The organism is Streptomyces sp. NPDC001270 (assembly GCF_042896695.1).
Classification (GTDB): Bacteria; Actinomycetota; Actinomycetes; order Streptomycetales; family Streptomycetaceae; genus Streptomyces.
Genome location: NZ_JBIAXM010000023.1, coordinates 99,752 through 122,481, shown reverse-complemented (window position 1 = coordinate 122,481; position 22,730 = coordinate 99,752). Strand labels below are relative to the sequence as shown.

Genomic DNA, 22,730 nt, shown 5'->3' with positions numbered 1-22,730 from the left:
CACCGTCTCTGCTGTTCCACCCCCACCCCGTTGGAACGACGAAGGGCAACCCCCATGAGACGCACCAGATTCACGCATGCCGGCCTCGCCGTCCTGCTCATGCTCGGCGCCGGCGTGACGGCGGGCGCCCTGCCCGCTTCCGCCAGCGACGCACCCGCCGCCACCCGGTCCGCCGAGGCACCCGCCTCGGCCGCACTGCTCACCGCCATGCAGCAGGACCTGCACCTGACCAAGGCCGAGGCGGAGGCGAGGCTCGCCGCCGAGCAGCGGGCGACGACCGCGGAGCCCGCGGCGCGCCGGGCCGCCGGGACGTCGTTCGGCGGCTCCTGGTTCGACGCCTCAAGCGGCACCCTCACCGTCGGCATCACCCCCGGCACCACCGACGGGACCCGCCGGGCGATCCGGGCGACCGGCGCGACCGTCACCACCGTTGAGCACAGCGCGCGGCAGTTGGACGCCGCCCTCGCCCGCCTCGACAAGCTCACCGCACCGGCGGGCGTCACCAGTTGGCACGTCGACCCGCAGGCGAGCACGGTGGTCGTGAACGTCGCCGAGGGCAAGCAGGCTGACAACGATGTCCGTACGTTCGTCGACCGGGCCCGCAAGGCCGGCCCGGTCACCGTCGAGTCGATACCCGGCGCGCCGGCGACCCTGGCCGCGGGCACCGTGGGCGGCGACCCGTACTACACCGGCAACGTCCGCTGCTCGATCGGCTTCTCCGTGTACGGCGGGTTCGTCACCGCCGGACACTGCGGCCAGCCCAGCGCCGGGGTCAGCGGCTGGGACGGCAGCTACATCGGCAACTTCCAGGGCTCGTCGTTCCCGGACAACGACTACGCCTGGGTCAACGTGGGCAGCGGCTGGTGGACGGTCCCGGTCGTGCTCGGCTGGGGCACCGTCTCCGACCAGCTCGTGCGCGGCTCGGCCGAGGCACCGATCGGCGCCTCCATCTGCCGGTCCGGATCGACCACGCACTGGCACTGCGGCACGGTGCTCGCGAAGAACGAGACCGTCAACTACAGCCAGGGCGCGGTGCACCAGATGACCAAGACCAATGTCTGCGCCGAAGGGGGCGACTCCGGCGGCTCGTTCATCAGCGGCGACCAGGCGCAGGGAGTCACCTCCGGCGGCTGGGGCAACTGCAGCTCCGGCGGCGAGACCTGGTTCCAGCCCGTCAACGAGATCCTGAGCCGGTACGGCCTGACCCTGCACACCGCCTGATCCACCGGCGCACCACAGCGGGCCCCGGCCGTCGGCCGGGGCCCGTCCTCTCGGGTCAGCCGGCGGTCGCCGGAGCGAGCGCGGTGCGGGCCGCGCGTTCCACGAGCGAGACGCCTTCGTCCATCGTCGGGCTGCCGTCGGAGAGGACCGCGACGAGGTAAGGGTGCCCGCCCGCCGTGATCAAGCCGATGCTGTTGACGTCCCACAGCTCGGTCGTCTCCCGTTCCAGCCAGCCGTTCTTCAGCTCCCGGGCGGATCCCGCCGCCGAGACGCCCCAGGACTGCTCGTCCACGACGTGGGACATCAGCGTGCGGAGGTAGCTCCGGGAGTCCGCGCTCAGTCCTCCGGCGCCCGCGGACGTGCCGGAGGACGGGGCGAACACCGCCCGCAGCAGCCGTATCTGGTCGCTCGCCGTCGTCCGGGTGAGCCCCCACTTGAAGCCGGGGCCGCCCTGGGTGGAGGTCAGCCCCAGGCGTTTGTTCGCCGCGTCCAGGCCCGGGGCCAGGCCGATGCGCCGCCACAGCGCGTCGGCCGCGTCGTTGTCGCTGCGCTCGATCATGGGCTCGGCCAGGGCGCGCTCCTGCGCGGTCAGGGCACGCCCGGCGTCCTGCGCCTTGAGCAGCAGTGCGGCGAGGATGTCGACCTTGACGATGCTCGCGGTGTCGTACGCGCCGTCGGCGCCGTACACCGTGGGGGTGCGGGCCGCGGCGTCCAGGTCGAGCACCGCGGCGGTGACCCGTTCCTTGCCCTGCGGGCTCACCTGGGCGAGGAACCCGGCGGTGGCGGAGTCGGACCGGGCCGCGGCGGTCGCGGCGGCCGCCGGTTCCGGGACCAGGACACCGATCGAGAAGAAGGACGCCACCGACGCCGCCAGGGCGGTGACGCCGGCCGCTGCGCGCCTGCGCTTTCCCGACTGCCGCGGAGGGGACGGGGGTGACGGCTCATGGGGCATGGTGCGGGACCTCGGCAGTTCATCGGGGACCGGTCACAGCACAACGAACGTAAACAAAACGCCCCTGGTGCGAAGTGACGGCCGCCACCTCGGGGCCGCTTCACCCGGGCATTGTGGGGAAGGACACAGCACCGGCCAGGGGCGGCGCCGCGGCATCCGGGGCGCGCGGGACGGTCCGGGTCCGCGCTACGACCGCGAGGCCGAGCGCCGTCGTCAGGGCCACGTCCGGAACCTCGGCCCCGGCCCCGGAGGTGAGCACGGTCACCCCGGCCCACAGCGCGCACGGGGGCGATCCGCCGCCGGGCGAGCGCCGCGAACCGCACCACGGCACGGACGCGTTCGGCCGACGGGCCCCGAGAGCCGAGTGCGCCGCGGGCGCCCGGCACCCCGTCGACGCCGATCAGCCGGGACCGCACCGCGAGGCCGTGCCGCGAGGCCGTGCCGCGCTCCCTCCCGGTCCCGGCGCGGTGGACGCGGTCGACGAGCGCCGCGGCCGGGCCCGGGCATGGGCGCGGCGCACGCGCGGCGCGACGGCGGTCCGCACGTGCGGGAAGGGCGCCCGGCACTGCGGGCACCCGCAGTGCCGGGCGCCCCCGCTCAGCCGGTGATCACCCGCAGGCCCTTGGGCGCCCGCGTGCTCACCGTGCCGTCCGCGGCGACCGTGACATCGAGCCGTTCCCCGCCGGCCTCCAGCCCGGTGACCGTCAACGGCCCGTAGGCACGGGCGAATCCGGGCGCCACGGTGATCGTGCCGCCGGGTACGTCCGCCTCCAGGCCGAGGCCCGCGCGCAGCACGTGCACCGCGGACGCCGCCGCCCATGCCTGGGGGCGGCAGGAGGCCGGGTAGGGGGCGGGCCACGAGCCGGCCTGGTCGCCGTGGCCCGCGAACAGTTCGGGCAGCCGGGCGTCGAAGGCCGCCGAGGCGGTCAGCAGGCTCGTCGCCAGGGAGGCCGCCGCGTCCGCGAATCCGGCCCTGACCAGGCCGTGCACGGCGATGGCTGTGTCGTGCGGCCAGATGGATCCGATGTGGTAGCCGTACGGATTGAAGCCCGCCGCGGCGGAGCTGAGGGTGCGCAGCCCGTGCCCGGAGTCGAGGTCGGGGCCGGTCAGCCGGGCGGCCAGCAGTGCGCTCTCCTCCTGGTCGAGCAGGCCCGTGCCGAGGAGGTGCCCGAATTGGGAGGTGATCGCGTCCACGGGCCGGCCGTCCCGGTCCAGTGCGAGCGCGGGGTACGGTCCTGCCGCGTCCTGTGTCCAGAAGCGCTCGCGGAACCGCGTGGCCAGGCGCTCGGCCCACTCCTCCCAGGCGTCCGCGCCGGGCCGGCCGAACGCCCGGAGCAGGGCCGCGCCGCCGCGTGCGGCCTCGTACGCGTACGCCTGTACCTCGCACAGCGCGATGGGCGGCTCGGCCAGGCGGCCGTCCTGGTACCGGACGGCGTCGCCCGAGTCCTTCCAGCCCTGGTTGGCCAGGCCGCGGCCGGTCAGGTCGACGTACTTCAGGAAGCCGTCGCCGTCCGCGTCGCCGTGGTCGCGCAGCCAGGCGAGGGCGGACTCGGCGTGCGGCAGGAGTTGTTCGACCTGCTCCGGGGGCAGGCCCCAGCGCCAGGCGTCGTGCAGCAGGACGAGCCACAGCGGGGTGGCGTCCACCGTGCCGTAGTACACCGGCGGGAGCGCGAAGGTGTCCGTGAACTCCTGGGTGCCGCGCCGTACTTCGTGCAGGATCTTGCCCGGCTGCTCCTCGGCGGCCGGGTCGGTGACGGCTCCCTGCCGGCGGGCGAGGGTGCGCAGGGTGCCGGCGGCAAGTTCGGTGCCGAGCGGGAGCAGCATGCGGGCGGCCCACAGGGAGTCGCGGCCGAAGAGGGTGAGGAACCAGGGGGCGCCCGCGGCGAGGAACTGGTCCACGCGGCCGCCGCCCTCGTCCGACCGCGGGTCGGTCAGGCGCAGCCCGTCGAGGTCCGCGAGGGACTGCCGCACCCAGCGGTCGAGGCGGCGGTCCGCGGAGCGCACGGCGGGGGTGCGCCACGGTACGGCGCCGGCCGGCGGCGCCGGGAACTGGTCGCCGTCGGCGTGTGCCGCCGTGCCGTGCAGTGTCATGGTCCAGCCGGTACCGGGGTCCAGCTCGACGTCGTAGACCAGGCGCCCGGCCGCCGGGTCGAGCAGGCCGGGGGCGGGGTCGGCGGTCAGGCGGACGGTGACGGCGTCACCGGACCAGGTCAGCGTGGTTCCGTCCGTGGCGCGGGCGGGGATGGGGAGCCGGCGCTCGCCCGTCTTGACCCGTTCCATGAGGGCCAGGTCCGTCGCGGCGGTGACGGTCAGCCGGAAGGCCACCCGGCGCCGGCCCGCGTTGGCGACGGTGAACTCCTCCGTCAGGCGGCCGGCCGTGACGGTGCGGTGGCGGTGCAGTTCCACGGCCGGGTCCGCGGTGGTCTCGCCGAGCCCGCGCAGGACGGCCCGGAAGCCCGCCCGGTCGGTGCCGTCGAAGCCGCCCGTGACCGGCGCGAGCGGGATGCCGTCGACCGCGACGGTCAGCCGGGACAGAGCCCTGACGTCGCCGTGGTAGAAGCCGTCGACACCGTGCTCGATCTGCCCGTCCGGGCGGGAGAGGGCGAAGCTCGGCGCGCGGAGTGCGACGACCGCGTCGTGCAGGAACGGCTGCAGTCTCCTGGCCGTGTCCGCGGCCCGCGTTTCCGGGTCGTCTGCGTCCTGGGGCTTGACAGTGGTATCCAAATGAGAAGAACCTCTCAGCGTTAGATCGTTCCAAAGACACTAATGTCCTTGTCAAAGCGATGACAATGCCTTTGGAACGCTCAAATTCACCCTCAGGGCTCTCACCCGGCCCTTTCTCGTCGGAGTTCCGCATGTCCCGCACCCCGCGTTCCCCGTCCGCCCAGGGCCCGGTCACCCTCGCCATGGTCGCCCGCCGGGCCGGCGTCTCCCCGCAGACGGTGTCCAATGCGCTGAACTCTCCGGACCTGCTGCGCCCCGAGACGCTGGAGCGGGTCCGCCGCGCCGTCGACGAGATGGGGTACCGCCCGAGCCGGGCCGCGCAGGCGCTGCGCACCCGCTCCAGCAAGCTGATCGGCTACGGCATCCAGCCCGCCCCGCGCGGCGCCACGGCCCCGGTCATGGACCGTTTCCTGCATGCCCTGTCCCAGGCGGCCGACACCGCCGGATACCGGATCCTGCTGTTCGCGAGTCCGCCCGGCGAACCCGCCCTGGACGGGTACGAGGAACTCCTCGGCCGCCACGAGGTCGACGGTTTTGTCCTCAGCGGCACCGCGCGCCGCGATCCGCGCCAGGCGTGGCTCGCGCAGCGCGGCGTACCGTTCGTCGGCTTCGGCCGGATGTGGTCGGGACGTCCGATCGGCGACTGGGTCGACGTCGACGGCGCCTCGGGCACGGATGCCGCGGTCGAGCACCTGGTCGGCCTCGGGCACCGCAGGATCGCCTTCCTCGGGTGGCCGCGCGGCTCGGGCGTCGGTGACGACCGTGCCGAGGGCTGGCAACGGGCCATGCGCCGGCACGGGCTCGCCATCCGCGGGCGGCGCGCGCACAGCGTGGACGACATCGGGGCCGCGCACGACGCGGTCAAGCCGCTCCTGGAGGCGGGTGCGACCGCCGTGGTCACGGCCAGCGACACACTGGCCATGGGCTGCTACGACGCGGTGCGTGAGCGCGGCGCCGCACCGGGCCGGGACGTCGCCGTGATCGGATTCGACGACTCCCCGACCACGGCGCTCGTCTCGCCCGCCCTGTCCTCGGTCGACCAGCCCCTGGAAGCCATCGGCCGAGAGTGCCTGCGCCTGCTGCTGGCCCGGATGGCGGACCCCGCCGCGCCCCCGGAACGCGTCCTGCTGAAGCCGTCCCTCATCCTGCGCGACAGCGTGCCCGACACCGAGCACGCCGAGCACGGCGGTCCGGCCCCCGACGGACCGGCGGCCCGCTAGACGTTCCGCCGAGCGGGCCGCGCTCTGTCGTCGTTCTCCCCGGTCCGAGTTCCCGACTTCGGCTCGGAGTCGGGCCCCGGGCGACGGCACGGCGACCGGTCACCCCCTCCCCGGCGCCCCCTCGGGGCGCTCGCCCAGAATCTCCCCCCTTCTCCTCCCCCACCCCGGGTGCCCGCGGCGCCCGGGCGGAGCCGCACCCACCCGAGTACACGGAGGAAAGCAATGATCACCCGCACCGCCGTCGCGGCCCTCGCCACCTGCGCGGCGCTGACGACCGTCACCGGCTGTTCGTCGAGTTTCGGCGACGACAAGGAGACACAGCAGGACACCGGCGCGAAGCAGCACCTGACGGTGCTCATCGCCACGTCGGGCGACGCGGAGACCAACGCCGTCAAGGCGGCGGCCGCCGCGTACCAGAAGCAGTCGGGCAACACGGTGACCGTGGAGGTCGCCAAGGACATGAACCAGCAGCTGGCCCAGTCCTTCGCCGGGCACAAGCCGCCGGACGTGTTCTACGTCAACTCCGACCAGTTCGCGAACTACGCCAAGGCGGGCTCGCTGTACGCGTACGGCGATCGGATCGAGGACGCGGACGACTTCTCGGCGCAGTTGCGCTCCTCCTTCACCTACGACGGAAAGCTGGTCTGCCTGCCGAAGGACACCTCCACCCTGGGGCTCGCCGTCAACACCGAGCTGTGGCAGCGGGCCGGGCTGACCGACCAGGACTATCCGACCACCTGGGCCGAGCTGAAGCAGGTCGCGGGCAAGCTCACCGGCGACGGGGTGACCGGGCTGGTGACCACCAACGAGTACCAGCGGCTCGGCGTCTTCATGAAGGAGGCCGGCGGCTGGGTCACCGACCCGCGGCAGACGGAGATGACCGCCGACGACGCCGGCAACGCGCAGGGCCTCGCCTTCGCGCGGTCCCTGCTGAAGTCGGGTTCGATGAAGTACGCCCAGGACGTCGACACCAGCTGGGGCGGTGAGGCCCTGGGCAAGGGCAAGGCCGCGATGACCATCGAGGGCAACTGGCTGGCCGGGGCCATGAAGGCCGACTACCCCGACGTCGGCTACAAGGTGGTGGAACTGCCCGCGGGACCGGCCGGCAAGGGCTCGCTCGCCTTCAGCAACTGCTGGGGCGTGGCCGCGGAGAGCACGCACCGGACGGCCGCCGTCGACCTGGTGAAGTACCTCAGCACCGGCGAGCAGCAGCTGAAGTTCGCGGACGCCTTCGGCGTGATGCCCTCACGCACCAGCGCGCTGGCCGACTACGCGCGGCAGGCGCCGGCGGCCGAGGCGTGGGTGAACTCCGCCGCGTACGCGCAGGGCCCGGTGACCATAGCCGGGTTCGACAAGGTGCTCGGCCAGTTCAACACCGATCTGCAGGCGCTGCGCGACACCGATCCGAAGACGATCCTCGCCGCCCTGCAGCGCAACGGCGAGCAGGCGCTGACGAAGGGCGACTGAGCCGTCATGTCCCTGCGTACCGCCCGCGCCGCGGACCACCCACGCGGCGACGGTTCCTCCGGCTCCGGACTGCCGCGCACCACGGCACGCTCCCGGTCGACCGGTTCCCCGGACGCTCCTGACGCGCCCGGCGGGACCGGTTCCAGCGGGGCGCCCCGCGCCCTCCACGCCCCGCGCGTGGGGCGCCGCCGCGGCGAGGGCCCATGGGGCTGGCTGTTCGTCAGCCCCATGGTGCTCGTCCTCGGTCTGTTCCTGCTGCTGCCCATCCTGATGGCCCTGTGGGTGAGCCTGCTGCACTGGGACGGGCAGTCGAATCCGTTCAGCGGCCAGGCCGACTTCGTGGGCCTGGACAACTACCGGACGCTGCTGACCGAGGACAGTCTGGACCGCACCCTCTTCGCGACGTCGCTGCGCAACAACGCCTACTACGTGCTGCTGACCGTGCCGTTGCAGACCGGCCTGGCCCTGGTGCTGGCGCTCATCGTCAACCAGCGGCTGCTGCGCGCCCGCGGCGCCCTGCGGACCGCGTTCTTCTTCCCGTCGGTGACCAGTTCGATCGCGGTGTCCACCGTCTTTCTGTTCCTCTTCCAGGGCAGCGGGGCCGTGAACACGTTGCTGTCCTGGGTCGGGGTCAAGGGCCCGAACTGGTTCGCCGACCCGCGCGGGGTGCTCTCCCTGCTGCTCGACGCCGTGGGCGTCGTCGACCCCGCGCGTCCCCCGGGCCTGCTGGCCGACCACTCCTTCCTCGGTCTGTCCTGGTTCCAGTGGCTGTCCGGGCCGTCCGTCGCGATGTGCACGATCATCCTGCTCGCCGTGTGGACCACCTCCGGCACCTTCATGCTGATCTTCCTCGCGGCGCTCCAGGACATCCCGCGCGAACTGGAGGAGTCGGCCGCCCTGGAGGGCGTCAACCGCTTCCAGATGCTGCGGCACATCACGCTGCCCGCGCTGCGGCCGGTGCTGTTCCTCGTCCTCACCCTCGGCCTGATCGCCACCTGGCAGGTCTTCGACCAGGTGTACGTGATGGGTCAGGGCAATCCCGGCAACACGACGCTCACCCCGGCCTTCCTGTCGTACTCGTCCGCCTTCGACGACGCCGACTTCGGGCAGGGCGCCGCCATCGCGTTCATCATGCTCGGCCTGATCCTGGCGCTGACCGCGGTGCAGCGCTGGGTGATGCGGGAGCGCGACCCACGCCCCGCGGGGAGGAACCGATGACATCGACGACACGGACGGCACGGGCGGTCCGGGCGCGGCGGCGTCCGGTGCTCGGCCGCTATCCGCTGCCGCTGCGGATCGCGGGACACGTCCTGGTGGCCGGACTCGGCCTGCTGTACGTCCTGCCGTTCCTGGTGCAGTTGGTGACCGGATTCAAGACCGACCCGGAGGCCGCCGCGCATCCGCTGTCGCTGGTGCCCCTCACCCCGACGACCGCCGCGTACCAGCGGCTGTTCGGGCTGAGCAAGGCCGGTGACGGAGTGCCGTTCCTGCGCTGGCTGGGCAACTCCGCCGTAGTCGCGGTCCTGGTCACCGCCGGGCGGGTGCTGTTCGACTCGATGGCGGGGTACGCGCTGGCCCGGCTGCGCTTCCCCGGGCGCACCCTGCTGTTCACCCTCGTGCTCGCCGTGATGGCGGTGCCCGGGGTGGCCCTGCTGATCCCGAAGTTCCTGGTGCTGAACGCCTTCGGGCTGTTCGACACGTACACCGGGATGATCGTGCCGCTGCTGGTGGACGCCGCGGGTGTCTTCATCATGAAGCAGTTCTTCGAGTCGGTTCCGCGGGAGGTGGAGGAGGCGGCCCGGGTGGACGGCGCCGGGATCCTGCGCATCTTCTGGTCGGTGGTGCTGCCGATGGCCAGGCCCGCGCTGCTGACCCTGACCGTCCTGTCGTTCCAGAGTTCGTGGAACGAGTTCACGCACTTCCTGGTGGCCACCCAGTCCGCCCAGTACGAGACGCTCACCACAGGGCTCGCCCGGTTCGTCTCCGGCGGTCTGGGCGGCGGCACCCAGTATCCGCTGAAACTCGCGGCGGCCCTGCTCTCGACCCTTCCGGTCGCGGTGCTGTTCTTCTGTTTCCAGCGGTACTTCGTGCAGGGGGCCAACGCGGGCGCGGTCAAGGAGTGACGGCCGGCCGGGCTGTGCGAACACCATGAACACGAACCGTCGGGTCGTGGCCGGCCGCTCGCGCCGGTCCGGCCGGCAGCAGCGCGCCCGCGAGGGCGGCGGATGCCGCCGCGGCCAGGAACCGGGCCCGGCCCATCCCCTTCGTCCGCTCCATCCGGTCACTGTGCCGGGCCGCCCGCCGTCTCGCCGTCCGCCGATGGTCCACGGTGCCGCGCCCAAGGGATGCGATCCGTTGCCGAAAGCCGGCCGGTACGCCGGACGACCGCTCGCCGGTCCCGCACGGCGGGCAGGTCCGGCGGTGTGGCCGGCGAGCGGCTGCGGCCGGCACGGTCCGACGGGCGTGGTGCGGACATGCCGTGGGGTGGAGCAATGAGCGGTGCGCCGCGGCCGGACGCACCAGGCTTGGCCCCTTGTGGTGACTTTTCGCCGGGAGTCGTGTGTGTCTCAGTCGCGTGACGACACCGCCGCCCTCACGGTCGTCCTCCTGCCGCACGAGGGGCTGCCGGTGCGTCCGCCCCTCCCGGGGCATAGCGTGCTGGCATGCGCGTCGACTACTCACCGGACACCCTTGGTCCGGGTCTCTTCTACCGGCTGCTCACCGCCGTCGTCGTACCCCGGCCCATCGCCTGGGTCTCCACCCTCGCCGAGGACGGCGCGACGGCGAACCTGGCGCCCCACTCGTTCTTCACCGTCGCCTGCACCGACCCGCCGATCGTCCAGTTCACCTCGGTGGGACGCAAGGATTCGTTGCGCAACGTCGAGGCGACCCGCGAGTTCGTGGTCAACTTCGCGCCCGAGCCGCTCTTCGAGCAGGTCAACGCGACCGCGACGGACTTCCCCCGGCAGGAGGGCGAGTTCGACGCGGTGGGTGTCGCGCGCGAGCCGTCGCTGCGGGTGCGGCCGCCCCGGGTGGCGGCCTCGCCCGTGGCGCTGGAGTGCACACTGCACGCGACGCTGGGTCTTGGCGACTCGACTCTGGTGCTGGGCCGGGTGGTGCACGCCGCCGTCAGCGAGGACGTCCTGGTGGACGGACATCCGGACATCGGGCGGCTGCGTCCGTTGTCCCGGCTGGGCCGCAACGAGTGGGGCACGATCGGCGAGGTCCGTGACATGGCCCGGATCCGGTACCGGGACTGGCCCCGCCGATCGCGCTGATCCCCTTCCCGCGCGCCGTCGTCAGCCGTCGATGCGGTGCTGGGTCCAGAACGAGGTCAGGTCCGTGCCGGTGGCGGCCTGGGCGGCGGCCTTGAACTCGGCGGTGGTCGAGACTCCGTACCAGTGCGCGGTGGCGTAGTCCTTCAGGAGCTTCGCCATGGCGGTGTCGCCGAGGACGCGCCGCAGATCGTGCAGCGCGCACTTGCCGTAGCCGTAGACGACGGTGGAGTAGCGGGAGGCGTGGGTGTCCCAGTAGGCCATCGAGTTGGTGATCTTCTCGGTGGACGAGGCCCACGAGACGCTGTTCCAGCAGCTGCTGCCGGTCTTCCCCAGCGCCAGGTCGGTGGCGTAGTCGGTGAACGCCTCGTCGAGCCAGGGGCTGGTGTACTCGTCGTCGCCGACGATGCCGTACCACCACTGGTGCCCGATCTCATGGGTGAGCGCGGTGGTGCTGACCACGTCGAGGACGAATCCGGGGTACTCCATGCCGCCGAACCAGAAGTTGTTGTCGATCACGGCGTCCAGTTCGCCGTAGGGGTAGGCGCCGAACCGGGTCGCGTGGGCGTCGACGGCGGAGGTCGCGGTGGTCAGCATGGACCGGGTGCTGGAGGAGCTGATGCCGGTCACGGAGTAGACGTTCACCGGGGTTCCGGCGGCCGAGGTGCCGGAGATCCGGGTGAAGGGTCCGGCCGCCCAGGCGAAGTCGCGGACCTGGGTGGCGGTGGCGGTGGTGACCGTGCGTCCAGCGGTGCCCGGGGTGTCGGTCGAGCGGCCGGTGGCCGGTACCAGCAGGGTGCTGGGGTGGTCGAGGCTCACCTTGAAGTCGGCGGCCAGGGAGTAGAACGACTCACCGTTGTCGGTGTACGGGTCCAGGTGCCAGCCCGCCGTGTCCTTGACCGCGAGGACGGGCAGGGCGTTGCCGACGAAGCTGAAGGCCCCGTCGCGGCCGAACCGGTCGGCGCCGGTGGGGACGGTGATGCCCAGGTCGAAGCCGATGGTGGCGGTCTGTCCCTGGGCCAGCGGCGTGGTGAGGGCGATCCGCAGGGACGTGCAGTCGGCCGACAGAGCGCCCGCCGTGCCGCCGGTGACGGCACTGACCTTGATCGGCATCGCCGAGCAGGTGCCGTGGGAGTTGTCCCACAGCCGCAGGTACACCTCGCCGAGCGCGGTGGCGGAGGAGTTGGTGAACGTCACGCTCTCCTGGCCGGTCCAGACGGAGCCGGTGGTGTCGCTGCTGAGGCTGACGGTGTACGAGGGTGCGGACGGGGTGCGCGTGGAGTCCGCCGGCAGGGCCGTGGCGCACCCGGCCGGGTCGGTGGCGCGCCGGGTGCGCGTGTCGGTGCGGGCGTCGCCCGCCCCGTCCGGCCGGGTGAGGCCGGTGCCGCCGAGGGCGGTCCGCGCCGCGCCGGTGAGCGCCGCGGACGACGACCGGGACCCGGGTGAAGTGCCGCTCCCGGAACCGCCGTCGGCGATCGACCGGGTGGTGGCGCAGACGGCGGCCGGCGGCGCGGACGCGGTCGGCGCGGCGGCGGCCGTGGACACCGGGAGCGCGACGGCGGCCAGTGCCGCGAGGGCGACCACGCTCGCGGCCAGGGAGCTGTGGGGGGTTGGTCTCACGGGGAACTCCTTTGCGGAGGCCGGGATTGCGGCCTGCTCGTCGGCCGTCCGGCCGGCCGGGTGGGCCGGCGGGCGACCGTGGGTGACGCGGTTCGGTTGCGCGATCATCGGCGTGCGGTGCCGGCCGCGTCCTGATGGTGGGGGCGACGGCTGCCGGAAGCCTGCCAGATTTGTCACGACCATGCCAGAAGGAGTTCGGACCGATGAGTTTCGGCGCGGGTCGCCGGTCATGACCTGTCGGCAGGGTTCGACGAGACGGAGGAGGGCCCGATGCGGCCACCGACACCCCACGAAGCGCTACGCCGGCTCGACGTCCTCGTGGGTACGTGGGACATGTGGGCCGCCGACCGCCGTGCCGGTCCGGTCCGGACCGAGTTCGCGTGGCTGGAGGGCGGCGCCTTCCTCGTGCAACGCGCGGACGTGGGGCCGGACACGGCCCTGCCCGCCGAGTGGGGCGCGCACGTGCCCTTCCCGACCGTGACGCTGACCGGCTACGACGAGACCGCCGACACCTTCACCACCCTGTACGCGGACGGCCGCGGCGTCGCCCGCGCCTACCGGACGAGCCTGAGCGAGGGCGTGTGGCGGCAGTGGCGCGCCGCGCCCGGTTTCCACCAGCGCTTCACCGCCGTCATCGGCGCCGGGGGCGACACCGTCGAGGGTGGCTGGGAACGGTCGGAGGACGGCGAGCTGTGGATCCCGGACTTCGACGTGACGTACACGCGCGTCGCCGGGCCGCGGGACGCATAGGTGCGGGCGGCCGGTGTGCCCGGCTCCCGCAGGCCGCGGGACCCTCTGCGCCCGCGGCGTCAGCACAGCACCGCCAGGTCGCCGGGCCGCACCCTGGCCGTGACGGGCAGGGTGGCCTCGACCTCCCCGTCGGCGCCGTACGGGACGGGCCGGTCGGCCTCGATACGGATCTCCCGGCCACGCAGCACCCGTACCTCGGGCCGGTCGACATGGGCGCCGGTCGACAGCTCGTTCATGAGGGCGAAGAACAGCCGGCGCGGGGCCTCGCGGATCAGCACGACGTCGAGGAGTCCGTCGTCGAGGAGGGCGGCGGGGGCGATGGCCCGGCCGGAGCCGTAGTACGCGGAGTTGGCGGCCACCACGGTGTAGCCGCGGTGGGCGTGGTCCCGTCCGTCCACGGTGACGCGGTAGGTCGCCGGGCGCCAGGTGGTCACCGCGCGCAGCCCGCCGGCGTAGTAGGACGCGGCGCCGCGCAGCAGGCGCGCGTTGTTGGCATGCCGGTTGGCGAGCGCGTCGACACCCGCGTACACGCTGCCCAGCACCACGGTGCCCCGGTGGACGGCCGACTCCACTTCGATGGTGTCGACGGCGCGCGGGGAGTGGTCGAGCAGGATCCGGGCCAGCGCCACGGGGTCGGCGGGCAGGCCGAGGGCGCGGGCGAAGTCATTGCCGCGCCCCGCGGGGACCAGGCCGAGCACGCTGCCGGTCCCGCTGAGGGCGCCGCCGACGCATCCGGCCATGCCGTCGCCGCCCACCGCGAGCACCACCCGGTCGCGCTCGCCCGCCCGGCGGGCGAGGTCCTGGGCGTGGGCCAGGCTGCGGCTGTACTCGGTCTCCAGCTCCGCCCCGGCCTCCCGCAGCAGCCGGCCCACGCGCAGCAGGGCCGCCGCTCCCGAGGAGCCGCCCGCGGTGGGGTTGACGACGGCCGTGAACTGTCGCATCGGTGAGCCTCCGGAGACGGGGGTACGGACCGGACAGGGACGAAGGCGCGGGCCGGACGGACGGGACATGTGGTGCGGCAGGACCCGGACGGGTCAGCCCGCCGGCCCGTCGACGGGCAGCAGGATGCCGGGGTTCAGCAGCCCCTCGGGGTCCAGCCGGCGTTTGACCGCGCGCAGCGCCTCGACGCCGAGCGGGCCCGCCTCCCTGACGTACCAGTCGCGGTGGTCGGTGCCCACACCGTGGTGGTGGCTGATCGTGCCGCCGGCCGCGAGGACGGCCTCGTTCGCGGCGCGCTTGGCGGGCGCCCAGTGCGCGACGGGGTCCTTGCCCTGAGCGCCGACCGCCGTGAAGTACAGGGAGGCGCCGTTCTCGTAGACGTGCGAGATGTGGCACATCACCAGCGGTGGCGTGCCCGCCTCGGTGAGGGTGCCGGTGAGCGCTTCCCGGACGGCGGTGTACAGCCCGGGGAGACGGGACCAGAAGGCCGCGGTCTCCAGCGTCTCGGCGAACGCGCCCGCGTCCAGCAGGGAGTCGCGCAGGTACGGGGCCGCGTAGCGGCCGTGGGCCCAGCGTTCGCCGGGACCGGCGCCGAGGTGGGTGCCGCCGCACGCGCTCAGCACGGCCGCGGCCCGCTCCCGCCGGTGCGCGGTCTCCTCCTCGGTGCCCTCGTAACCGGCGACGGCCAGGCAGCCCGTGTTCCGCTCGGCGCCGGCGGAGCCGATGGCGGCGGGCTCGGCGAGTCCGACCAGCGTCTCGGTCTCGTCGGACAGCCGCAGCACCGTGGGCAGCGGCCCGTCCTGGGCGAGCCGGCGCAGCGCGGTGGCTCCCTCCGCGAACGAGGCGAAGCGCCAGCCCTCGTAGTGCCGGGCCGCGGGGACGGGGCGGACGCGTACGGTGACCGCGGTGATGACGCCGAACGCGCCCTCGGAACCGAGGATCAGCTGGCGCAGGTCGGGGCCGGCCGCCGAGCGCGGGGCGCGGCCGATGTCGAGGGTGCCTTCGGGGGTGGCCACGGTGAGGCCGAGGACCATGTCGTCGAACCGGCCGTATCCCGCGGAGGACTGCCCGCTGGAACGGGCCGCGGCGAAGCCGCCGATGGTGGCCCACTCGTAGGACTGGGGGAAGTGGCCGAGGGTGAAGCCGTGCTCGGCGAGCAGGGCCTCGGCCTGCGGGGCGCGCAGGCCGGGCTGCAGGGTGGCCATCCGGGAGACCGGATCGAGGTCGAGCAGGTCCTTCATGCGGCGCAGGTCGACGGCGACGACGTCGCGGTGGCGGGCGGGGACGGGGGCGAGCCCTCCCACCACGGAGGTGCCGCCGCCGAACGGGACCACGGCCAGACGGTGCCGGGCGCACGCGCGCAGCACGGCCAGCACCTCGTCGTGGCTCGCGGGCAGGACGACGGCCGCCGGGACGTCCGTGACGTCACCGGCCCGGATCCGCAGCAGGTCCGGGGTGGACTTGCCCCGGGTGTGCCGGATGCGGCTGTCCGCGTCGGTGCGCACGTGGGCCGCGCCGCCGACGGCGTCCGCCAGGGCCCCGGAGGCGGCGGCGTCGAGCGGGGATTCCGGGACGTGGATGTCGTCGAGGGCGAGTGCGCGGCCGTCGCGCGGTGCGACGCCGAGCAGTTGGCCGAGCAGTCCGATCACCGCGTCGGGCAGCGGGGCCGCCTTCGCCGGGTCGCCCCAGCCGTTCCACAGCATGTCCATGAACGGTCGTCCTCATCGGTCGGATCGCGACGCCGGCCCGGGTCGGCCCGGCCCGCGAGGCCGTGTCTCCCCCGCACTCCGCGGGCCGGCGGTGGCGCCGTTACACTGTGACACATGACGCCCATTCGTCACAATGACTCGGACAGCGATCCGATCCTGGACGCGGTGCGCGACTGCGTTCTGGCGGTCGGGGTCCGGCGCACCACCCTGACCGACGTGGCCCGCCGCGCCGGTGTCTCGCGGATGACGCTGTACCGGCGGTGGCCCGACATCCGGTCCCTGGTGGGGGACCTGATGACCCGTGAGTGGATCGGCGTGGCCACCGCGGCGCTGCCCGAGCGGCGGCCCGGGCGGGAGACCCGCGCCCTGATCGTCGACGGACTGGTCACGGGGGTCGGGGCCTTCCGCGCGCACCCGCTGTTCCGCAAGATCGTCGATGTCGATCCCGAACTGCTCCTCCCCTATGTGCTCGACCGCCGCGGGGCGAGCCAGGACGCCCTGCTCGACCTGCTGACCGAGGCCCTGCGCGAGGGGCACGCCGACGGCTCGGTGCGCCCCGCCCCCGTCGAACGGCAGGCCCGTTCCCTGCTGTTGATCGTCCAGTCCTTCACGCTGTCTCTGCGGACCATGACCGACGAGGCCGACACCGACCTGACCGCCGCCGCGTTCCTCGCCGAACTGCGCCTCGTCCTGGAGAGGATCCTGACGCCATGAGCCCGGCCCACGCCCCCGTCCCCGGCTCGTCGCTCTCCGCGGCCCGTCGCGTCCGTGACCTCGCGGCGGCGGCCGACGGCACGGCCGACGTCCTCGTCGTCGGCCTGGGTGCGACCGGTGCGGGGGCCGCCCTGGACGCCGCGGCCCGCGGGCTGGACGTCGTCGTCGTGGACGCCCACGACCTCGCCTTCGGCACCTCGCGCTGGAGTTCCAAGCTCATCCACGGCGGGCTGCGCTATCTGGCCGCCGCGCAGTACGACGTCGCCCACGAAAGCGCCGTCGAGCGCGGGGTGCTGATGGCACGCACCGCACCGCACCTCGTACGCGCCCAGCCCTTCGTGCTGCCGCTGACCCCGCTGGTTCCACGCGGCCAGGCGTCCCTGGCGTGGGCCGGCTTCCTGGCCGGGGACGCCCTGCGGCGGGCCGCCCGCACGTCCCGGGCGACACTGCCCGTGCCACGCCGGCTGTCCGCCGGCGGGGCCCGCCGTCTGGCGCCGTCGGTACGGGCCGCCGGGCTGCGCGGCGGGCTGCTCTCCTGGGACGGCCGGGTCGTCGACGACGCCCGCCTGGTCACGGCGCTGGCCCGGACCGCCGCCGCCCGCGGCGCGAAGGTCCTCACCCGGGTCAGGGCACTGGAGCTGACCCGCACGGGCGCCCGGGTCCGCGACGAACTCACCGGCGAGGAGGGCGAGATCCGCGCCCGCGCGGTGATCAACGCCGCCGGTGTGTGGGCGGACGGGCTGGTGGACGGCATCCGGATACGCCCCTCGCGGGGAACCCATCTGGTGCTGCGCTCGGACCGTCTCGGCGCGCTCCCGGCGGGCCTGCACATCCCGGTCCCCGGCGAGACGAACCGTTTCGTACTCGTGCTGCCGCAGGACGACGGGCGGGTATACGTGGGTCTCACCGACGAGCCGGTCGAGGGCGGCGTCCCCGACGTGCCCGAGGTGCCGGAGACCGACATCGGGTTCCTGCTGGACGTGCTCGGGTCGGTCCTGGACATGCCCGTCCGGCGTGCCGATGTCGCCGGTGTCTTCGCGGGGCTGCGGCCCCTGCTGGACACCGCGGGTTCCGGTGCACCCGCCCGGACCTCGGACATCTCACGCAGGCATGCGGTGCTGACCTCGGCGGAGGGCGTGATCACGGTGGTGGGCGGCAAGCTCACGACGTACCGGCGGATGGCGCAGGACGCGGTCGACGCCGCCGTGGCCACCCGTCGTCTGCCCGCGGGACCGTCCCCCACCGCGTCGCTGCCGCTGGTCGGAGCGGCTCCGCCGGACCGGCTCGGCACACTGGCCGCGCCCGCCCGGCTCGTCCGCCGGCACGGCACCGAGGCGCCCGCCGTGCAGGCGCTCGCCGAGTGCGAGCCGCACCTGGCCGAGCCCGTCCTGCCCGGCCACCCGGTCACCCGTGCCGACCTGGTGTGGGCCGTCCGGCACGAGGGCGCACTCGACGTGGCCGACCTGCTCGACCGGCGTACCCGTATCGGGCTCGTGCCGCAGGACCGGGCCGCCGCGCTGGGCGCGGCGCGGGACGCGCTCGACCGGGCGGCGGCCACGTCCGCCTGACGTCGCGGGGCGGCGCCCGGGATCAGGCGCGGGGCAGGCCGCTGGTGGTGCGCCGCCAGCCGGAGCGGGTGGCACCGAAGCCGGTCTCGTGGTCCCAGACGTGGGCGCACGCAGGGCACTGCAGATGCAGCAGGCTGCCGGTGTTGGAAAGCAGGTAGCGCCAGTGGTCGGCGCAGGTACGGCCCTGTTCGCAGGTCGCGCAGCCGCGGCTGTCGTCGCAGTGCGGGCAGGGCACCCAGGCTCGGCGGCCGATGTCCGCCTGCGGATCAAGCGGCAGCACGGCCACCTCCGCGCGGCGGCAGCACACCGGCCGCGACCAGGTCGTCGTAGACGCGCTGCTGTTCCTGGTCCAGACCCGAGTAGAGCAGGTCCTGGGCCGCTTCCTCGCCGCGCAGCGCCTCGATCGGATCCCAGTCCGGGCCGAGGGCCTCCAGGACATGCACCCGCCGCAGCACCTCGTGCCGGGTGAGGTCGACATCGAAATCGAACCGGGCGGAGCCGCCCGGGTGTCCTGCGGCGGGTTCACCGGGACCGGTGGGGGGTGGGGGGTCGAAGGCGGACATGTGGCCGAACTTAGGTTTGCCTTCCCCGCTACGGCAAGAGCAGGTGGGCGAAGTCACAGACCCGGCACCGGGCAACGACGGACCGGCGCCGGCGCGCGGTGAGCCGTCAGTGGCCCAGCAGGGCGGCGGATCCCCGGCGTGATGTTCCCGAGCTGGCGGCGCTGGAGGTTGGTGCGGATACCGCCGGGCATCAGGGCGTCGGCGGTGATCGCCCACCGCTCGGCCGCCTCCACGGCCAGCGGTACGTTCCCGGTCTTGGACTGTCCGTACGCGAGGTCACCGCACGTGGAAGCCCGCACAGGCGCCCGCCCTACTCAGGCTCGGCCGCCGCCGCCCACCAAGCGGGTGTGCACGCCACGCTCGCGGCGACCAGGTCGTCCATGGTGAGGTACGGATCGCCGAGCCACGCCTTGATCGCGCCGGCGAAGCCGTGGGCCAGGAACCGCGCCACCACACGGTGATCGACATCGGGGAGCCCTTGACCGTCGGCCCGCGCGAAGAACGCCTGGGCATAGCCGTCGAAGTGGCGGACCAACGCGTCGTAGACCCCCCGGTCAGCAGGGTCGTCGAGGGCCTGCCGGTAGACGTCGGCGAAACGCTCGACGTGGTCAGCCACCTCGGCGACGGCCAGCCTCACCAGCTCGGTTCCCGGGCGACCCTCGGCTCGGCGCCGGTCCTCCAGCCGATGACCCCTCTCAAGATCGGCGTCGAGTGCCTCGATCAGGGGGTCGAGCGCGGTGCTGTAGCGGTTGTAGAAGGTCGCCCGGGTGACCCCGGCGTGCTTCGCCAACTCAGCGACGGTGATCTGGGAGACCGGCCGCTGCGAGGCGAGCTCTACGACCGCCTGCCGCAGTGCGGCGGTGGTCCGTGTGACGCGTGGATCGGTCTTGTGGCCAACAGAACTCACGGCGCGTCCTCCTGTTCCATCGGTCGGGTTGCGGGAGGCCCGCGACCAGTGTTCTTATGCAGATGTCAAATAGTTTCGCACGGATAGGGAAACCGCATGCCCTCCCACATCGCGATCTCGCCCGAGGAAGCCGCCGACCGGCTGGCCCTTCGCGAGCTCGTCGACGCCTACGCCCGGTGCGCTGACCGTCGGGACGCCAAGGGGCAGATGGCCCTGTTCACCGAGGACACTCGCTTCCTGGTCTTCATGGACGCGACCGCGGCCGAGCCGACCCAGGAACTGCACGGCCGTGAGTCCCTCGCCCCTGTCTTCGACAACCTGAACAGCTACCGGGCCACGACCCACTTCAACGGCCAGAGCACCGTCTCCCTCGACGGCGACCGGGCCCGCGGTGAGAGTTACTGCCTGGCACACCACATCTCCCACGGCGCGGACGCCGAACGGACGATCATGATCGCGTCCATTCGCTATCTCGACGAATTCGTCAAGCAGGACGGCGACTGGTTCTTCGCCGAGCGCCGCCTGATGGTCGACTGGACGGAGACCCGCTCCTGCGCTCCGTGAACCGGCCGCGGGACAGCTCTCGGCCGGGAGGTGGCACCGAGCACGGAAACCGCCGGGTCGCCCCAACCACCTTGAAAGGCTTGGGAGAGGGGGACCAGTTCATCGGTCCGGAGGGAAGACGGCGCGGCGACAGTCGTCAACTGGGCCGAGAGACCGGAGCCGGACCTGTGCTCAGTTCCGCCCAGATCGTCTTGCCATGACGGCCGTGTCGCGTGCCCCAGTGCTCGGCGAGCTGGGCGACGATGAACAGGCCGCGGCCGCCTTCGTCGTAGGTTCGAGCCCGCCGCAGGTGGGGGGTGGTGGTAGTGCCATCCGAGACTTCGCAGGTCAGACTGTGCTCTTCGAGGATGAGGCGGAGCTGGATCGGGGGCTGCGCGTAGCGGATGGCGTTGGTGACCAGCTCACTGGCTATGAGTTCGGTCGTGAAAACGGCGTCCTTGAGCCCCCACTTGTTGAGCTGGTCGGAGACGTGCGCGCGGGTGTCGGCGACGACGGCGGGATCGGTCGGGAGGTTCCAGGTGGCGACGTGGTCGGCGTCCAGGACCCGGGTGCGTGCGATGAGCAGGGCCACGTCGTCGGTGGGCTGATCGTTGAGCAGCGCGCCGAGAACGGCCCGGCACCGCCCGTCCAGCGATGGCTTCGGGATGCTCAGTGCTTGCAGCAGCTTCTGGAGTCCGCTCTCCGGGTCGCGATGGTGTTCGCGGATGAGGCCGTCGGTGTACAGGGCCAGGAGGCTGCCTTCCGGCACGGGCACGTCCACTGATTCGAATGGCAGGTTCCCCAGGCCGAGGGAAGGGCCCAAGGGAGTGTCGACGATGTGGGCGTGCTGATCCGGTGTGACGATGGCGGGTGGAAGGTGGCCGGCGCTCGCGAGGGTGCAGCGGCCGGCGACGGGGTCGTAGACCGCGTAGAGGCAGGTTGCTCCCACCTCTCCTGCTGTGGCGTCGGTGTCCGGGGCGTCCGCGGCCTCGGATCCGGGTCTGCTTTCAGCACTGAGCCGAAGGACGACGTCGTCGAGGTGGGTGAGGAGTTCGTCGGGTTGCAGGTCGATGTTGGCCAGTGTCCGCACAGCGGCACGCAGCCGGGTCATGGTGGCGGAGGCGTGCAGTCCGTGCCCGATGACGTCGCCGACGACGAGCGCGACGCGCGCGCCGGCCAGCGGTATCACGTCGAACCAGTCGCCGCCCACACCGGCGCTGTGCCTCGCCGGGATGTACTGGCTTGCCACCTCGGCCGCGGCGAGTTCGGGCATGCGTCGGGGCAGGAGGCTGAGCTGCAAGACCAACGCGGTGTCGCGCTCGCGGGCGTATCGTCGGGCGTTGTCCAGGCAGATGGCGGCCCGTGTCCCGATCTCCTCAGCGAGAGCGAGGTCGTCGGCGTCGAATGCACAGGGCGGCCGGTGCCGCAGAAGCATCGCCGTACCAAGGGCCCTCCCTCCGGCGCACAGTGGAACAGCGATGGCTGAGCGCTTGCGGCTTACATCTGTCTGAACAGTGTGGTCTCGCGCCGGCCAGCACTCGATGTCGGCGGTGTCCACATAGCTCGCGCGTGCGGGTGCGGACGGGGTCAGGTAGCGCGCCGGTAGCGATACGCCCCGGAGCCCCTCCTTCTCTTCGGCCTTCGACTCGCTGTCGGTGCGTACGGGGAGATCGGGACGGTGGGCGACGTGGCGCAGGGCCACGGGCTCCGTGAACGGCTTGGCGGGGGGCTCTCCGCCGTCCAGGACGGCATCGAAGAGGTCCACACTGACGTAGTCCGCGAATGCAGGTACGGCAACCTCTGCCAGTTCCCGGGCGTTCTGCCTCACATCCAGCGTTCTGCCGAGGCGCTCGCTCGCCTTGCTCAGCAGAGACAGTCGACGTCGGGCGACCATGACCCGCATCCGGACCCGGCAGCCCGCGATGCTGATGACCCCCGCCAGCGCCACACCCGTGATGACCACGACGCGGCCACCCACGGAGATGACAGGCAAGGCGACGCCGTAGATGCAGGCGGCCGCCGCCAGGGAGAGAACACCGATCATCAGGGTGTGCCGGAGCGGCAGCAACGCAGCAGCCACGAGCGGTGCGACCGCCGCATAGACAGCCCACCGCAGGAGGCCGTTGCCCGAAACTTCGACGACCAGGGCTGAGAACAACGCAATGTACCCGACGAGGACAGCGGCTACCCACTCATCCCTTCGACGGGTGATCGCCATATTCTGCTCTCCCTTGCCCGGACGTGAGTCCCCTGGCTCATGCGCCGTGCAGGGAACCCCAGCGACGCTGGAGAAAGGCGCCGGCGCATCCCGAGGCGGGCCCGAACGACCGTCGGTATGAACGTGGAACTCACAGCCGAGGAGTGGTGTTGCCGGGAGCACGAGCACCAGAACAGACTGCGCCGACCCGTCAGCCACAGTCCGATCACAGGCACACGAGGTCAATGCCGCCTGAGACCATCAAGCCTCCAGGCGTTTCCTGGAAAGGCTGGTCACTTCTCACACGCTAACAGGCGGTTCGTTCTCCGTCCTGCGGGGTTGACAAGTTTCCGCAGCAACT

Annotated in this window: 21 protein-coding genes; 11 read left to right on the top strand and 10 right to left on the bottom strand. The window is 72.9% G+C overall.

Annotation, left to right across the window (positions count from 1 at the left end):
- Positions 1–54 precede the first annotated feature (54 nt).
- A complete protein-coding gene (locus ACFY2B_RS32135; protein ID WP_390766579.1) occupies positions 55–1,221 on the top strand; it encodes a S1 family peptidase in 1,167 nt (388 codons plus the stop codon).
- Between the two features lie 55 nt (positions 1,222–1,276).
- Here the strand turns inward: ACFY2B_RS32135 and ACFY2B_RS32130 are convergent, their stop codons facing one another.
- Positions 1,277–2,173, bottom strand: coding sequence for a serine hydrolase (locus ACFY2B_RS32130; protein WP_390766578.1), 897 nt, complete (start codon positions 2,171–2,173; stop codon positions 1,277–1,279).
- A 251-nt stretch (positions 2,174–2,424) separates the two neighbouring features.
- Here ACFY2B_RS32130 and ACFY2B_RS32125 point away from each other — a divergent pair, with 251 nt between their 5' ends.
- On the top strand, positions 2,425–2,781 hold the full coding sequence (locus ACFY2B_RS32125) for a hypothetical protein (protein WP_390766577.1): 357 nt from the start codon (positions 2,425–2,427) through the stop codon (positions 2,779–2,781).
- Here ACFY2B_RS32125 and ACFY2B_RS32120 read toward each other — a convergent pair.
- A complete protein-coding gene (locus ACFY2B_RS32120) occupies positions 2,771–4,897 on the bottom strand; it encodes a glycogen debranching N-terminal domain-containing protein (RefSeq protein WP_390766576.1) in 2,127 nt (708 codons plus the stop codon). The genes ACFY2B_RS32125 and ACFY2B_RS32120 overlap by 11 nt on opposite strands.
- Positions 4,898–5,028: 131 nt before the next feature.
- Between ACFY2B_RS32120 and ACFY2B_RS32115 the strand changes: the two genes are divergently transcribed.
- The 5 genes from ACFY2B_RS32115 to ACFY2B_RS32095 all read left to right on the top strand — a co-directional run bounded on the left by ACFY2B_RS32115 (position 5,029) and on the right by ACFY2B_RS32095 (position 10,862).
- A complete protein-coding gene (locus tag ACFY2B_RS32115; protein ID WP_390766575.1) occupies positions 5,029–6,117 on the top strand; it encodes a LacI family DNA-binding transcriptional regulator in 1,089 nt (362 codons plus the stop codon).
- Between the two features lie 222 nt (positions 6,118–6,339).
- Complete coding sequence (locus ACFY2B_RS32110; protein ID WP_390766574.1) at positions 6,340–7,584, top strand: extracellular solute-binding protein; 1,245 nt, start codon at positions 6,340–6,342, stop codon at positions 7,582–7,584.
- A 228-nt stretch (positions 7,585–7,812) separates the two neighbouring features.
- Positions 7,813–8,802: a carbohydrate ABC transporter permease gene (locus tag ACFY2B_RS32105; RefSeq protein ID WP_390766591.1), complete on the top strand. Its 990-nt coding sequence runs from the start codon at positions 7,813–7,815 to the stop codon at positions 8,800–8,802.
- Positions 8,799–9,707 carry a carbohydrate ABC transporter permease gene (locus ACFY2B_RS32100; protein ID WP_390766573.1) on the top strand — a complete coding sequence of 303 codons (909 nt, stop codon included), beginning with the start codon at positions 8,799–8,801 and terminating at the stop codon, positions 9,705–9,707. Before ACFY2B_RS32105 ends, ACFY2B_RS32100 begins: the two co-directional genes overlap by 4 nt.
- Positions 9,708–10,247: 540 nt before the next feature.
- Complete coding sequence (locus ACFY2B_RS32095) at positions 10,248–10,862, top strand: flavin reductase family protein (protein ID WP_390766572.1); 615 nt, start codon at positions 10,248–10,250, stop codon at positions 10,860–10,862.
- Positions 10,863–10,883: 21 nt separating this feature from the next.
- Here the strand turns inward: ACFY2B_RS32095 and ACFY2B_RS32090 are convergent, their stop codons facing one another.
- Entirely contained in the window at positions 10,884–12,479 is a 1,596-nt protein-coding gene (locus ACFY2B_RS32090; protein ID WP_390766571.1) for a M1 family metallopeptidase, read from the bottom strand.
- Between the two features lie 270 nt (positions 12,480–12,749).
- On the opposite strand from ACFY2B_RS32090, the gene ACFY2B_RS32085 reads away from it, so the two are divergent.
- A complete protein-coding gene (locus ACFY2B_RS32085) occupies positions 12,750–13,229 on the top strand; it encodes a hypothetical protein (RefSeq protein ID WP_390766570.1) in 480 nt (159 codons plus the stop codon).
- Between the two features lie 59 nt (positions 13,230–13,288).
- Here ACFY2B_RS32085 and ACFY2B_RS32080 read toward each other — a convergent pair whose 3' ends face one another.
- Both ACFY2B_RS32080 and ACFY2B_RS32075 read right to left on the bottom strand, forming a co-directional pair.
- Positions 13,289–14,170, bottom strand: coding sequence for a diacylglycerol/lipid kinase family protein (locus tag ACFY2B_RS32080; protein ID WP_390766569.1), 882 nt, complete (start codon positions 14,168–14,170; stop codon positions 13,289–13,291).
- A gap of 93 nt (positions 14,171–14,263) precedes the next feature.
- Entirely contained in the window at positions 14,264–15,877 is a 1,614-nt protein-coding gene (locus ACFY2B_RS32075) for an FAD-binding oxidoreductase (protein WP_390766568.1), read from the bottom strand.
- Between the two features lie 114 nt (positions 15,878–15,991).
- Between ACFY2B_RS32075 and ACFY2B_RS32070 the strand changes: the two genes are divergently transcribed.
- Both ACFY2B_RS32070 and ACFY2B_RS32065 read left to right on the top strand, forming a co-directional pair.
- A complete protein-coding gene (locus tag ACFY2B_RS32070; RefSeq protein WP_390766567.1) occupies positions 15,992–16,591 on the top strand; it encodes a TetR/AcrR family transcriptional regulator in 600 nt (199 codons plus the stop codon).
- Positions 16,588–18,159: a glycerol-3-phosphate dehydrogenase/oxidase gene (locus ACFY2B_RS32065; RefSeq protein ID WP_390766566.1), complete on the top strand. Its 1,572-nt coding sequence runs from the start codon at positions 16,588–16,590 to the stop codon at positions 18,157–18,159. The genes ACFY2B_RS32070 and ACFY2B_RS32065 overlap by 4 nt, the downstream gene beginning before the upstream one ends.
- A gap of 22 nt (positions 18,160–18,181) precedes the next feature.
- Here ACFY2B_RS32065 and ACFY2B_RS32060 read toward each other — a convergent pair whose 3' ends face one another.
- Genes ACFY2B_RS32060 through ACFY2B_RS32045 form a run of 4 tightly spaced genes read right to left on the bottom strand, consistent with a single transcriptional unit; the run spans position 18,182 to position 19,629 of the window.
- Entirely contained in the window at positions 18,182–18,439 is a 258-nt protein-coding gene (locus ACFY2B_RS32060) for a hypothetical protein (protein ID WP_390766565.1), read from the bottom strand.
- Positions 18,426–18,722 carry a DUF6400 family protein gene (locus ACFY2B_RS32055; protein WP_390766564.1) on the bottom strand — a complete coding sequence of 99 codons (297 nt, stop codon included), beginning with the start codon at positions 18,720–18,722 and terminating at the stop codon, positions 18,426–18,428. Before ACFY2B_RS32055 ends, ACFY2B_RS32060 begins: the two co-directional genes overlap by 14 nt.
- Positions 18,723–18,775: 53 nt before the next feature.
- The gene (locus tag ACFY2B_RS32050; protein WP_390766563.1) at positions 18,776–19,021 is read right to left on the bottom strand and encodes a hypothetical protein; all 246 of its coding nucleotides are present in this window, start codon (positions 19,019–19,021) and stop codon (positions 18,776–18,778) included.
- A gap of 11 nt (positions 19,022–19,032) precedes the next feature.
- The gene (locus ACFY2B_RS32045; protein ID WP_390766562.1) at positions 19,033–19,629 is read right to left on the bottom strand and encodes a TetR/AcrR family transcriptional regulator; all 597 of its coding nucleotides are present in this window, start codon (positions 19,627–19,629) and stop codon (positions 19,033–19,035) included.
- A gap of 96 nt (positions 19,630–19,725) precedes the next feature.
- Between ACFY2B_RS32045 and ACFY2B_RS32040 the strand changes: the two genes are divergently transcribed.
- Positions 19,726–20,193, top strand: a complete 468-nt coding sequence (locus tag ACFY2B_RS32040; protein WP_390766561.1) for a nuclear transport factor 2 family protein — start codon at positions 19,726–19,728, stop codon at positions 20,191–20,193.
- A 136-nt stretch (positions 20,194–20,329) separates the two neighbouring features.
- On the opposite strand, the gene ACFY2B_RS32035 is transcribed toward ACFY2B_RS32040, so the two are convergent.
- The gene (locus ACFY2B_RS32035) at positions 20,330–22,390 is read right to left on the bottom strand and encodes a SpoIIE family protein phosphatase (protein WP_390766560.1); all 2,061 of its coding nucleotides are present in this window, start codon (positions 22,388–22,390) and stop codon (positions 20,330–20,332) included.
- Between the last annotated feature and the right edge of the window lie 340 nt (positions 22,391–22,730).